Here is an 11,838-nt window from a genome sequence, read left to right on the forward strand (position 1 = left end):
ATGCGCCACCTGCTGATCATCGACGAGACCGAGGCCGAAGCGGGCCTGACGCCCGCCGGCGACGATCTCTATATCCTGCATGACGCCGAAGGCAGCCACGAGGTCTCGTTCCACGGCTATGCCGTCCGCGTGGACGACGTCATGGACCGGGTCGCCGTCGCGGTCGACGGCAATGTGGCCTACGTCCATCTGAACGGCCGCGCCCACCGCGTCGAATTCCGCGAGCCGGTCGATCGCTTCGCCAGGGGCGGCGCCGGCGGCGGGGCCGATGCCATCGCGGCGCCCATGCCCGGCTCCGTCGTCGCCGTCAACGTCGAGGCGGGACAGAGCGTCGCTGCCGGCCAGGTGATGATGGTGATCGAGAGCATGAAACTGGAAACCGCGATCAAGGCGCCGCGCGATGCCGTGATCGAGACGGTTCACGTCTCTGCCGGCAAGACCTTCAACAAGGGCGCACCGCTCATCGCCCTCGTCCCCCTGGAAGAGGAGTGAGCCGATGCGCCTCATCGAAACCCAGATCGACATTTCGTCGCCCGAATTCCAGGCGAACGCCATCCACAACCGTAACCTCGCCGGTCAATTGGCCGAGAAGCACCGGAAGGCCCGCTTCGAGCGTCCGCAGCGCGATCTCGACCGCCTGGCGCGCCAGAAGAAGATGAGCGTGCGGGAGCGGATCGAGGCCCTGCTGGACCCCGGCACGCCCTTCTTCGAACTCTCGACGCTGGCGGCCAATCAGGCCTACGGCGGCGATGTGCCGGGGGCGGCCATCGTCACCGGCATCGGCGTGATCGCCGGCCAGGAAGTGGTCATCCACGCAGACGATCCGGCGGTGAAGGGCGGTGCCTGGTATCCGCTTTCGGTGAAGAAGATCGTCCGCGCCCTCGACATCGCGATCGAGAACCGGCTGCCCGTCGTCCATCTGTGCGATTCGGCCGGCGGCTTCCTGCCCCTGCAGGCCGATCTCTTCGCCGACAAATATCTGGCCGGCCGCATCTTCCGCAATCAGGCGACGCTGTCGAAACTGGGCGTGCCCCAGGTCGCCATCGTGCTCGGCCATTGCACGGCGGGCGGCGCCTATATTCCGGCACTGTCGGAATATAACGTCATCGTGCGCGGCACCGGCGCCATCTTCCTGGGCGGCCCGCCACTGGTGAAGGCGGCGACCGGCGAAGTCGTTACCGTCGATGAGTTGGGCGGCTGCGACACCCATACCCAGATTTCCGGCACCGCCGACTATCCGGCCGACAGCGAGATGCATGCGCTGGCCATCGCCCGCGACATCGTCGGCACCTGGAAACGCGCCGAGAAACTGAAGATCGAGCGGATCGCGCCGGAAGCCCCCCATTACGACCCGGCGGAGCTTTACGGCATCATCCCGCGCGACATCAAGGTGCAGTTCGACATGCGCGAGGTGATCGCCCGCATCGTCGACGGCAGCCGCTTCCACGAATATCAGCCGGCCTATGGCACCACCCTGATCTGCGGTTTCGCCCATATCTATGGCATGCGCGTCGGCATCATCGGCAACAACGGCGTGCTCTTCAACGACAGCTCGCTGAAGGGCGCGCACTTCATGCAATTGTGCGATCAGAACCGCACGCCGATCCTGTTCCTGCAAAACATAACGGGTTACATGGTCGGGCGCGAATACGAGCATCGCGGCATCACCAAGGACGGCGCCAAGATGATCATGGCGGTCTCCGGCCTCGAAGTGCCGAAGATCACGGTGATCGTGAACGGCTCCTTCGGCGCCGGCAATTACGGCATGTCGGGCCGCGCCTTCGATCCGCGATTCCTGTTCATGTGGCCGCAGAGCCAGATTTCCGTGATGGGCGCCGATCAGGCCGCCAACGTCCTGACCGACCTGAAGGTACGCCAGGCGACGCGCGGTGGCGAGACCCTGTCGGCCGAAGCCGTCGCCGCCATCAAGGAGCCGATCCTGGAGGATTACCGCCGCCTGTCGAGCGCCTATTACTCGACGTCCGAGATGTGGGACGACGGCATTCTCGATCCCGTCGACACGCGAAACGCCCTGGCGATCACCCTGTCGGCCAGCCTGAACAGGCCGATCGACCGGCCGCATTTCGGCGTCTTCCGGATGTAATCAGAAACCTCTCGTCGTCGAGGCAGAAGGCCGTGATGACGGGCTTCTTGCAAGCATCGGTGTTTCGCCCCTCACCCAACCTTCTCCCCAAAGGGGCGAGGGCTTTAATTCGGTGCTCGTTCTGTCCCCTGGCCCCCTTGGGGGAGAGGGATAGGGTGAGGGGGTGGTATCGGGATCAGACGCGGCGGTGCGGTGCCGTTTCGTCGTCCTCGAAGAGGATGCGGGCGGCGTCGCCGTCCAGGTCTTCGAACTGGCCGCTGCGCATCGCCCAGAAGAAGGCGGCGAGGCCGCCGAGGCCGAGCAGCAGGGCGATCGGCATCAGATAGATCAGCACGTTCATTGGGCGGCGACCTTTCCGGCGCGCCCGAGGCGGAGCGCATTGAGAATGACGGTGAGCGACGAGGCCGACATGGCGACCGCCGCCAGCAGCGGCGTGACCAGCCCCAGAATCGCCAATGGCACCAGGGTGACGTTGTAGACCAGCGACAGGCCGAGGTTCTGGCGCACCAGCACCTGAGAGCGGCGCGCCACCGCGAGCGTCGCGGTCACGGCGTCGAGGCCGGCGCCCTGGAACAGCACGTCGGCGGTGGTGCGGGAGATGTCGGCGGCGGCGCTGGGCGCCATGGAGGCATCGGCGGCGGCCAGCGACGGCGCGTCGTTGATGCCGTCGCCGACCATCAGCACCTTGGCGCCCGACGCCTTCAGGTCCTCGATCGCGGCGACCTTTTCGGCCGGGCGGCAGGCGGCGCGCCATTCCGTGATGCCCAGGGCCTCGGCCAGCGCGGCGACGGCCGGCGCCCGGTCGCCCGAGAGCAGGATGACCCGGTGATGGCGGCGCAGATCCGCCACGACCGCCGCCGCATCACCACGCGGGCGGTCGCGGAAGGCGAAGCGCAGCGGCGCGATATCGTCCCCGCCCAGCCACATTTCGGCACAGCCGTCGTCCACCTCCGCCACGCCGGGGGCGGCGAAATCGCGCCGGCCGAGGCGGAAGGTCCGGCCCTCGATCACGGCTTCCAGGCCGTCGCCCGGTTTCTCGGTGACATCGGTGATGGCCCCCGCCTGGGGCCGGGCCCGGCGCAGCGCCTCGGCGAGCGGATGGCGGGAGGCGGCGGCGATGCCGGCGGCGAGATCGGCAAGGCCGGCCGGGAAGGTGCCGTCGACCAGTTCGGGACGGCCTTCGGTCAGGGTGCCGGTCTTGTCGAAGACGACGGTGTCGATGGTCGCGAGCCGTTCCAGGGCGGTCGCGCTCTTCATCAGGATGCCGCGCTTGAACAGCCGGCCGGAGGCGGCGACCTGTACCGCCGGCACGGCGATCGCCAGCGCGCAGGGACAGGTGATGATGAGAACGGCGACGGCATTCAGCAGCGCCACGGTCCAGGGCGCGCCCACCGGCCAGAGCCACCAGCCGAGGAAGGTGAGCGCGGCCAGCGAATGCACCACGGGGGCATAGAGCCGGGCGAGGTGATCCGCCAGCACGACATAGCGGGCACGCCCCTGTTCGGCCGCCTCCATGCAGCGCACGACCTCGGCCAGGACGGTATCGGGACCGATCGCCGTCGCCTCCACGGTCAGGGCGGCGCCGAGGTTCATGGTGCCGGCGAAGACGCGGTCGCCGATGCCGACGTCGGCCGGCACGCTTTCCCCGGTCAGGGACGAAGTGTCGAGGGCGGAGCGTCCGGCGAAGACCATGCCGTCGACCGGCACCCGGCTGCCGGCGGCGACGATGATCTGATCGCCCGGCGCCACCTGTTCCAAGGCCACCTGTTCGATGCGGCCGCCGTCGGCGATGCGGGTGACATGGGTGACCGCCAGGGACAGCAGATGGGCGGCGGCGGCGCGTGCCCTGCCCCTTGCACGGTGATCGAGATAGCGCCCGACCAACAGCAGGAAGACGAGGGAGATGGCGGCATCGAAATAGACTTCCGGCGCGCCGACCACGGTCTGCACCAGGCTCATGCCGGCGGCCAGGATGACACCGATGGAGATCGGCACATCCATGTTCACATGACCGCCCCGGACAGCAGCCCAGGCCGAAGCGAAGAAGGTCATGCCGGAATAGGCGATGGCGGGCAGCGCGATCAGCGCCTGCGTCCAGTTGAGGAGGCTGCGCGTCGCCGGGCCCATGTCCTCGAATACGCCGGCCCAGACCGCGATCGCCAGCCACATGACGTTGCCGGCGGCAAAGCCGGCGATACCCATGGCGCGCAGCAGATGGCGGTCGCGTGCGGCATCGGCCGTCGAAAGCGCGCCGGCATCGAAGGGCCGGGCGGTAAAGCCCATGTCCGACAGGCGCTCGATGAAATCGGCAGCGCGGCCGGGCGCGCCCTTCCATGTGAGCGCGAGGCGCCGCGTGGTGAAATTGACCCTTGCCGCGACCACATCCGGTTCCGCGTTCAGGGCGCGTTCGATACGCTGGACGCAGGCCGAGCAGGAGATGCCGTCGATCGCCAGCATGATCCGGTTCGCGCCGTCCACGGTCTCCACCGGGAGGGCGCGGGCCGTCTCGAGGCGTCCATGATCGGCGGCGAGGGTCATTCGATCACCAATGTCTTCAGGCTGTCGAAGCGATCGTCGCCCCGGCGGATGGTGACGGCGAGCTGCCAGAGGCCGGGCGTAACCGCGCCGATTTCAGCACGAAACCGGCCGGCTTCTATGGCTTCCGGAACGAGCACACGGTCCTGGTTCGCGTCGCTGGGGCGCAGCAGGCGAAGTTCGACGCGATCCGCCGCAACGCCCGCGCCCGCCGAATCGACGATCGAAAGCATGACCGCGCCGCCCGTCCGCTCGACCGCGACCCGCCAGCCGAGCGCGTCCTGGCGCGCCTTGGCGGCCAGAACCTCGTTATGGGCGAGGCCCTTCTCATAGGCATGGTCGGTGACGAGGCCGGGCTGGCTGTCCAGGGCCGAGGTGATCATGATCACGTCGACGGCCGTGATGGTCATGAAGAATGCGACCAGGATCGCCGCCACCTTGCGACCGGTCAGGCCACCCCGGCGGGGCGCGTTTTCCATGGTGATGCTCATCGCGCGGGCCCCTCGAAACGGGTCGGCACGGCGACGGTCAGGCCGCGGGCCGTATCATGGATGGTGAAGTCGAAGTCCCGCGGCGTGCCGGTCCAGTCGTTGGCCGGCAGGCGGACGAAGACGCGGATGGCGGCGACCGCGTCGGGCGCCAGTTCGATCGTCGGCTGGACCTCTTCCTCGTGGCCGAGCACGATCACCTCGCCGCCGGCGAGATCGGCCGTCACCTGCACGTGCTGCGGCTGGGTGCTCTTGTTCAGGAGCTTCAATGTATAGCCATTGCGCAGGTCGCCGTTCGACAGGCGGACGAAGATCGGGTTGCGGTCGGCCAGCACCGAGGCATCGAGCGGCTGGCGCGCGACCAGGGCATAGAGCACGCCGAGCATCGCCAGCCCGAAGACGAGGCCATAGCCGAGGGTGCGCAGGCGCAGGAAGTTCCAGCGCGGCTTTTCGCCCGCCGCCTTCAGTTCGATGTTGCGTTCGGTGTCATAGGCGATCAGGCCGTGGGGCAGGCCGACGCGATCCATGATCGAATTGCAGGCATCGACGCAGAGACCGCAGGAGATGCAGCTCATCTGCAGGCCTTCGCGGATGTCGATGCCGGTGGGGCACACTTCGACGCATTGCCGGCAGTCGATGCAGTGACCGCGGCCATCCCAGCTTTCGCCGGCCTTGTGCTTGCCGCGCTTCTCGCCCCGGGCCGGATGATAGGTGACCACCATCGTGTCCTTGTCGAACATGGCCGACTGGAAGCGGGCATAGGGACACATGAAGGTGCAGACGTTCTCGCGCGCCACGCCCGCCATCAGATAGGTGGTGAAGGTCAGGAAGGCGACGGTGGCATAGACCGCCGTGCCCGCATCGCCGGTGAAGAGGTCCGGCACCACGGTCGGCGCGTCGTTGAAATAGAGGATCCAGGCGCCGCCGGTCATCATGCCGATGAAGACCCAGGAGGCGTGCTTGGCGGCGCGCTTGCCCAGCTTCCTCACCGAGAAGGGCTGGCGGTCCAGCTTCATGCGCTGCGCCCTGTCGCCCTCGATCCAGCGCTCGACCATCATGAAGAGGTCGGTCCAGACCGTCTGCGGACAGGCGTAACCGCACCAGACACGGCCCAGCATGGCGGTGATGAAGAACAGGCCGATGGCCGCCGCGATCAGGAGGCCGGTGACGATATAGACTTCCTGGGGCCAGATCTCGAACCACAGGAAATAGGCCTTGCGCCCGGGCAGGTCGATCAGGATCGCCTGGTCGGGGGCGAAGGGGCCGCGGTCGAAACGGAACCACGGCACCCCCCAATAGATGGCCAGGAGCACGGCCATGACCAGCCACTTGAGGTTCCGGATCGGGCCCTTCACCTTCTTGGGATAAACCTTCGGCCGGTGCGACCAGACGGGGATGTCCGCCTCGTCGATCGTCGTCTGGGTACGTTGGGTCATGGTCATGCTCATGGTCGGTCCTCCGCGGTTACTCGCCGCCGCCGAGGCTGTGGACGTAGAAGACGAGCTTCTTGATCGCGAGCGGATCGAGACGTCCCGCCCAGTCCGGCATCACGCCGTGACGCGGGTTCCAGATCTGGTTCGAAATCGATTTGGCATCGCCGTTGTAGAGCCAGATCGCATCGTCGAGGCGCGGCCCGCCCATTTCCCGGAGGCCCGCGCCGGCATCGCCGTGGCAGGCGGCGCAATTGTCGGCGAAGACCTGGGCGCCGCGCTCAGCCGCCGCCGGATCAGCCGGGACCGTGCCGGAAAGCGACAGGACATAGGCGACCGTGTCGTCGACCTGCTCGCGGGTCAGGATGCCGTCCTTGCCGAAGGCGGGCATCATGGCCTGACGGGTTTCCTCGTCGTTGGTCGAACGGACACCGTGCTCGATCGTCGTCTGCAGGGTCTCGTAGTCGCCGCCCCACAGCCAGTCGTCGTCGAGCAGGTTGGGATAGCCAACGTTACCATTGGCACCCGAGCCGTGGCACTGCGCGCAGTTCTCGCCGAACAGGGCCTTGCCGCCCGCCATGGCGAAGGTCGACAGTTCCGGATCGGCCGCGATCTCGGCATAGGAAAGCGCCGCCAGCTTATTGTTGTAGGGGGCCTGCGCGGCCTTGGCGGCCGCCAGTTCCTCCGCCACTTCGGCGCGGGTCGAATAGCCGAGAAGCCCCGTGGTATAGCCCGAGATATAGGGCCAGGCCGGGAAGGCGATCCACCAGCCGACGGCGAAGAGGAAGCAGACCGCATAGGTCAGCACCCACCAGCGCGGCGGCGGCGTTTCGAGTTCGCCGATACCGTCCCAGGTATAGGGGTGGATGGCGCTGCCCGTCACCGGGTCGACTTCGTATTTGCGTTTTTCGCTCATGTCAGTTCTCCGCGCCGGCATGCTTCGACTCGTCCCGGAACGGCACCTGGGCGGCATCGTCGTAATAGCGACGACCGCCCGGCCGGTAGGACCAGAAGACGAAGACGGCAAAGAGGCCGAAGAAGATCGCGAGGCCGAGGATCCGGCTCCAGACCAGCGTGTCGTAGAAATCCATCTCGAATCTCCCGTCTCAGCGGTTGAAGTCGGCGTCAGGCACGATCTTCGGGAAATCGACGAGGGTGCCGAGCATCTGGAGATAGGCCACCAGGGCATCCATCTCGGTCAGTTTCTCGGGATTGCCGTCGAAGTCGCGCGAAGCGGCCTTGGGCCAGCGGGCATCGAAATCCGCGTCCGCCCCTTCGGCCGACCCTTGCGCCGAGAAATCAGCCGCCGCATGGGCGATCTGATCGTCGGTATAGGGCACGCCGGTGACGCGGAGCGCGCGCAGGTGATCCGCGATCTCGGACCCGTCGATGGGCGTCGCCGCCAGGAAGGCGTAGGACGGCATCACGGATTCGGGCACCACGTCCTGCGGGTGGATCAGATGGCGGACCTGCCATTCGTCGGAATATTTTCCGCCGACGCGGGCAAGATCCGGCCCCGTGCGCTTGGAGCCCCACTGGAACGGATGGTCGTACATCGACTCGGCCGCCAGGCTGTAGGGCCCGTAGCGTTCCACCTCGTCACGGAAGGGGCGGACCTGCTGGCTGTGGCAGAGGTAGCAGCCCTCGCGGATGTAGATGTTGCGACCGGCGAGTTCCAGCGGGGTGTAGGGGCGCATGCCCTCCACCTTCTCGATGGTGTTCTCGATCATGAACAGCGGCGCGATCTCGACCAGGCCGCCGACGGAGACGGCCGCCAGAATGCCGACCATCAGCTTGATGGAATGCTTCTGGAGGACGTCGTGGACGGAATAGACGTTTGCCATTGTATGTCCTCCCTCACTCGGCCGGTTGCAGGGCGGGGGCGGGCGGCGCCTCGGTCTCGGCGGGTTCGCCGGCCTTGACGGTCATCCACAGGTTCCACGCCATGACCAGCACGCCCGACAGGAAGCACAGGCCGCCCAGGGTCCGGATCGCGTAATAGGGATGCATGGCGGCGACGGTCTCGACGAAGCTGTACTGCAGGAAGCCGAGGCTGTCGTAGGCCCGCCACATCAGGCCCTGCATGATGCCGGAGGCCCACATGGAGGTGATGTAGAGGACGATGCCGATGGTCCCGAGCCAGAAGTGCAAGCGGACCAGGTTCTCGGAAAACACCGCCCTGCGGCCCCAGAGACGCGGCACCAGATAGTAGAGCGCGCCGAAGGAGATGAAGGCGTTCCAGCCGAGCGCACCGGAATGCACGTGGCCGACGGTCCAGTCGGTGTAATGCGACAGGCCGTTCACCGCGCGGATCGACATCAGCGGGCCTTCGAAGGTCGACATGCCGTAGAAGGCGACGGCGACGATCATGAAGCGCAGGATCGGATCGGTGCGCAGGCGGTCCCAGCGGCCCGAGACGGTCATGATGCCGTTCACCATGGAAGCCCAGGACGGCATCCACAGGATGATCGAGAAGGTCATGCCCAGCATCTGCACCCAGTCGGGCAGCGCCGTGTAATGCAGGTGGTGCGGACCGGCCCAGATGTAGACGAAGATCAGCGACCAGAAGGACACGATCGACAGGCGATAGGACCAGACCGGGCGTTCGACCTGCTTCGGGATGAAGTAATACATCATGCCCAGGAAGCCGGCGGTCAGGAAGAAGCCCACCGCGTTATGGCCGTACCACCATTGCGTCATGGCATCCTGCACGCCAGAGAACAGCGAATAGCTCTTCGAGCCGAGGAAGGACACCGGCACTGCCAGGTTGTTCACGATGTGCAGGATCGCGATCGTGACGATGAAGGCGAGGAAGTACCAGAGCGACACATAGATGTGCGGCTCCTTGCGCTTGATGATCGTGCCGAGGAAGACCACCAGATAGGTCACCCAGACGACGGCCAGCCAGATGTCCAGATACCATTCCGGCTCGGCGTATTCCTTGGACTGGGACCCCCCCAGGACGTAGGACAGCGCCGCCATCACGATGAAGAACTGGTAGCCCCAGAACACGAATTCCGAGGCGAAGCCGCCGAACAGGCGGGCCCGGCAGGTGCGCTGGACGATGTGGAACGACGTGCCGATCAGCATCGAGCCGCCGAAGGCGAAGATCACGCCCGAGGTGTGGACCGGCCGCAGGCGGCCGAAGGTGGTCCACGGCAGGCCGAGATTCAGCGCCGGAAAGGTGAGCTGGGCCGCGATCACCACGCCGACCAGCATGCCGACGATGGCCCAGAATATTGCCGCGATCATGAACCAACGCACCACGTCGTCCTTGTAGACGACGGGTGCATCGATGACCCGGCCCGGGGATGCCCCCCCGGCAGTCATGGATGCTACAGTCATGGTCTTGCCCCTCTATGGCGACCGTGCGAACAAGACGGGAATGTGGGCGCCCGAGTGATCAGCCGCCTTGATCCAGATCACGAGAGGCCGGGCCGCCTTTGCGACAAATCGACCTCGCGGGCGCGTCCGGCCCCTTCTTTGGTCGAATCTTGATCCAGATCACGGCGGCGCCCCCGCCCGTGGCTAGGCTTTGCCGATCGAGCCACGGAGTTGAGACCATGAGCCTTGCCGAAAACCTCGCCCCAGAGGCCCATTCCAAACAGGCGCATCAGACCGCCGACGCGCATGCCGTCTCGGCCCTCGCTCTCGTTCCCGAGGTCGAGGCGGACGACCAGGGCGGCGTCATCGCCCCCGTCCTGATGGGTCTGTCGTTCCTGCTGATCGCCCTGTTCGGCGTGTTCCTGGCCGCGCGGGCACCGGATCAATACGGCTATGTCGCCGGCTTCGGCTTCATGGCCTTCGCCTTCGTGATGAGCATGCATTACTTCGCGCGCCGGATCTGACCGGCGCCGAAGGGATCCCTGCCCAGGTCACTCCACGCGGGCCGCCCCGATGATCGCGCCGTCCCCCGCCTGCAGGAGGACAGCGAAACGTTCGCCCGCGCCGGCGCGGGCTTGAAGCATTACGGCCTCGCCGCGCCATTCGCCCGCGACGTCGAGGCTGCGCACGATATTGGCTTCCAGCAGGGTCCGCCCGCCATTCTCGCCCCGGCCGACCGCCGTTCGATGCGACGGGTCATAGCCGACCAGCAGCACCAGCGCCCGCCCCGTGCCCTCCCCTGTTCCCGTGCCGTCGACGGCGATGCCGATCTCGTCGCCGATTCGCCGCGCCGTCACCGTCACGCCGCCCTCCTGTTCTGCGGCCGCGCGGATCAGGGCCGTCACCGCCGCCCGGTCCGAACCGACGGCCTGACGACGGCCGTCGATCACCATCTGCGGCGTATAGACCTGGCGCTGGCCGAGCAGCGCCGCATAGAGACGCTGACGATCGGTGCCCGCCTCCAGCGAAAAGGGATCGTGCCAGCCGAGACGGTTCCAATAGGTCACATGAAAGGCGAGCGGCAGCACGTCGTCGCGGGTGGCGAGGTCGCGCAGGAAGGCGTCGGCCGGCGGGCATGACGAACAGCCCTGTGAGGTGAAGAGTTCGACCACCACGGGCCGATCGGAAGCCGCCGCCGCCCGAAGGCCCAGGACGGCGAGCACGGCGAGAACCGCGATGACGAAGGCGATGCGCATGGTCTGTCCTTCCCGTCTGGCCCCGCACCCGCCTGAAGGTTCGACCGAAGGCGATGCGAAGTTACGGAAAGGGCCTCAGTCCCGGCCCAGCAGCTTCCAGCCGACGATCCAGCCGGCGCCCACCAGCAGGATCGCCAGATAGGGGCTGAGCCCGCCGGCGAGACCGAGGCCGGCGATCAGGCTGGGCACCAGGATGAGGGCGAGCGCGCCCCGGTCGGCCGGGCGTTCGTGGCCGGTGCGGCCGTTCCGGACCGAGGACAGGATGACGAGGGCCAGCCCGTCGGGATCGGGGCACGGCTCGCCGTCGAGCCGGGTGCGGCGCAGCAGGTTGGCGAGTTCGGCGGGACCGCCGTCGGTGCGCAGGATGCGCCGGGCGATGACCGCCGGATCGTCGCCGGCGCGGACGATCAGATCGCCGACGGCCACCGCCTCGCCGCCGTCGGTCCCCAGCGGCCAGCCCAGCAGGCGACCGATCCGCGCCTCGAGGTTGCGGTCGCGCGGGTCGGGCTGGACGATCGGTTCCACCATGGCGAAATCCCGGCTGTCGTTCCCACCATCACAAGCCAGCGACGCGGTCTTGTCGAGCCTTCATTGCCGGCACGGCCGGGAATTCCCGAGCCCTGATCTGAGCGAAGGCGGCATTGCCGGCTTCGCGCTTGCCTATCGCCCGCAAGTGTTGCATTCCGGGCCCCAGAGAAAAA

13 protein-coding genes are annotated in these 11,838 nt (G+C 67.1%); 3 read left to right on the forward strand and 10 right to left on the reverse strand.

Annotation, left to right across the window (positions count from 1 at the left end; all coding sequences use genetic code 11):
- Both L2U69_RS08515 and L2U69_RS08520 read left to right on the forward strand, forming a co-directional pair.
- A complete protein-coding gene (locus L2U69_RS08515) occupies positions 1–492 on the forward strand; it encodes an acetyl-CoA carboxylase biotin carboxyl carrier protein subunit (protein WP_236106358.1) in 492 nt (163 codons plus the stop codon).
- Between the two features lie 4 nt (positions 493–496).
- On the forward strand, positions 497–2,104 hold the full coding sequence (locus L2U69_RS08520; protein WP_236106359.1) for an acyl-CoA carboxylase subunit beta: 1,608 nt from the start codon (positions 497–499) through the stop codon (positions 2,102–2,104).
- Positions 2,105–2,279: 175 nt separating this feature from the next.
- Here the strand turns inward: L2U69_RS08520 and ccoS are convergent, their stop codons facing one another.
- From ccoS to ccoN, 8 genes are read right to left on the reverse strand one after another with little or no spacing between them, the layout of a single operon-like run.
- Complete coding sequence (ccoS, locus tag L2U69_RS08525; RefSeq protein WP_236106360.1) at positions 2,280–2,444, reverse strand: cbb3-type cytochrome oxidase assembly protein CcoS; 165 nt, start codon at positions 2,442–2,444, stop codon at positions 2,280–2,282.
- Positions 2,441–4,642 (reverse strand): heavy metal translocating P-type ATPase, encoded by a 2,202-nt coding sequence (locus tag L2U69_RS08530; RefSeq protein WP_236106361.1) that lies wholly within the window; start codon positions 4,640–4,642, stop codon positions 2,441–2,443. Before L2U69_RS08530 ends, ccoS begins: the two co-directional genes overlap by 4 nt.
- A complete protein-coding gene (locus L2U69_RS08535; protein WP_236106362.1) occupies positions 4,639–5,130 on the reverse strand; it encodes a FixH family protein in 492 nt (163 codons plus the stop codon). The genes L2U69_RS08530 and L2U69_RS08535 overlap by 4 nt, the downstream gene beginning before the upstream one ends.
- Entirely contained in the window at positions 5,127–6,575 is a 1,449-nt protein-coding gene (ccoG, locus tag L2U69_RS08540) for a cytochrome c oxidase accessory protein CcoG (RefSeq protein ID WP_236106363.1), read from the reverse strand. The genes L2U69_RS08535 and ccoG overlap by 4 nt, the downstream gene beginning before the upstream one ends.
- A 16-nt stretch (positions 6,576–6,591) precedes the next feature.
- Positions 6,592–7,473: a cytochrome-c oxidase, cbb3-type subunit III gene (ccoP, locus tag L2U69_RS08545; protein ID WP_236106364.1), complete on the reverse strand. Its 882-nt coding sequence runs from the start codon at positions 7,471–7,473 to the stop codon at positions 6,592–6,594.
- 1 nt (position 7,474) lies between these two features.
- On the reverse strand, positions 7,475–7,648 hold the full coding sequence (locus L2U69_RS08550; RefSeq protein ID WP_236106365.1) for a cbb3-type cytochrome oxidase subunit 3: 174 nt from the start codon (positions 7,646–7,648) through the stop codon (positions 7,475–7,477).
- Between the two features lie 15 nt (positions 7,649–7,663).
- Positions 7,664–8,401: a cytochrome-c oxidase, cbb3-type subunit II gene (gene ccoO / locus L2U69_RS08555; RefSeq protein ID WP_236106366.1), complete on the reverse strand. Its 738-nt coding sequence runs from the start codon at positions 8,399–8,401 to the stop codon at positions 7,664–7,666.
- Between the two features lie 13 nt (positions 8,402–8,414).
- Positions 8,415–9,902, reverse strand: a complete 1,488-nt coding sequence (gene ccoN, locus L2U69_RS08560; RefSeq protein WP_236106367.1) for a cytochrome-c oxidase, cbb3-type subunit I — start codon at positions 9,900–9,902, stop codon at positions 8,415–8,417.
- Positions 9,903–10,120: 218 nt separating this feature from the next.
- On the opposite strand from ccoN, the gene L2U69_RS08565 reads away from it, so the two are divergent.
- Complete coding sequence (locus tag L2U69_RS08565) at positions 10,121–10,405, forward strand: hypothetical protein (protein ID WP_236106368.1); 285 nt, start codon at positions 10,121–10,123, stop codon at positions 10,403–10,405.
- 27 nt (positions 10,406–10,432) lie between these two features.
- Here L2U69_RS08565 and L2U69_RS08570 read toward each other — a convergent pair whose 3' ends face one another.
- On the reverse strand, positions 10,433–11,137 hold the full coding sequence (locus L2U69_RS08570; RefSeq protein ID WP_236106369.1) for a DUF1223 domain-containing protein: 705 nt from the start codon (positions 11,135–11,137) through the stop codon (positions 10,433–10,435).
- A 75-nt stretch (positions 11,138–11,212) separates the two neighbouring features.
- A complete protein-coding gene (locus L2U69_RS08575; protein ID WP_236106370.1) occupies positions 11,213–11,665 on the reverse strand; it encodes a hypothetical protein in 453 nt (150 codons plus the stop codon).
- Between the last annotated feature and the right edge of the window lie 173 nt (positions 11,666–11,838).

Source organism: Zavarzinia marina (assembly GCF_021568905.1).
Classification (GTDB): Bacteria; Pseudomonadota; Alphaproteobacteria; order Zavarziniales; family Zavarziniaceae; genus Zavarzinia; species Zavarzinia marina.

Excerpts from the sequence above, each read along its gene's own strand:
- L2U69_RS08520 (WP_236106359.1), top strand. The coding sequence starts at position 497 with ATGCGCCTCATCGAAACCCAGATCGACATTTCGTCGCCCGAATTCCAG.
- L2U69_RS08530 (WP_236106361.1), bottom strand. The coding sequence starts at position 4,642 with ATGACCCTCGCCGCCGATCATGGACGCCTCGAGACGGCCCGCGCCCTC.
- ccoO (WP_236106366.1), bottom strand. The coding sequence starts at position 8,401 with ATGGCAAACGTCTATTCCGTCCACGACGTCCTCCAGAAGCATTCCATC.
- L2U69_RS08550 (WP_236106365.1), bottom strand. The coding sequence starts at position 7,648 with ATGGATTTCTACGACACGCTGGTCTGGAGCCGGATCCTCGGCCTCGCG.
- L2U69_RS08515 (WP_236106358.1), top strand. The coding sequence starts at position 1 with ATGCGCCACCTGCTGATCATCGACGAGACCGAGGCCGAAGCGGGCCTG.
- L2U69_RS08570 (WP_236106369.1), bottom strand. The coding sequence starts at position 11,137 with ATGCGCATCGCCTTCGTCATCGCGGTTCTCGCCGTGCTCGCCGTCCTG.
- ccoP (WP_236106364.1), bottom strand. The coding sequence starts at position 7,473 with ATGAGCGAAAAACGCAAATACGAAGTCGACCCGGTGACGGGCAGCGCC.
- ccoS (WP_236106360.1), bottom strand. The coding sequence starts at position 2,444 with ATGAACGTGCTGATCTATCTGATGCCGATCGCCCTGCTGCTCGGCCTC.
- L2U69_RS08575 (WP_236106370.1), bottom strand. The coding sequence starts at position 11,665 with ATGGTGGAACCGATCGTCCAGCCCGACCCGCGCGACCGCAACCTCGAG.
- ccoG (WP_236106363.1), bottom strand. The coding sequence starts at position 6,575 with ATGAGCATGACCATGACCCAACGTACCCAGACGACGATCGACGAGGCG.
- L2U69_RS08535 (WP_236106362.1), bottom strand. The coding sequence starts at position 5,130 with ATGAGCATCACCATGGAAAACGCGCCCCGCCGGGGTGGCCTGACCGGT.
- ccoN (WP_236106367.1), bottom strand. The coding sequence starts at position 9,902 with ATGACTGTAGCATCCATGACTGCCGGGGGGGCATCCCCGGGCCGGGTC.
- L2U69_RS08565 (WP_236106368.1), top strand. The coding sequence starts at position 10,121 with ATGAGCCTTGCCGAAAACCTCGCCCCAGAGGCCCATTCCAAACAGGCG.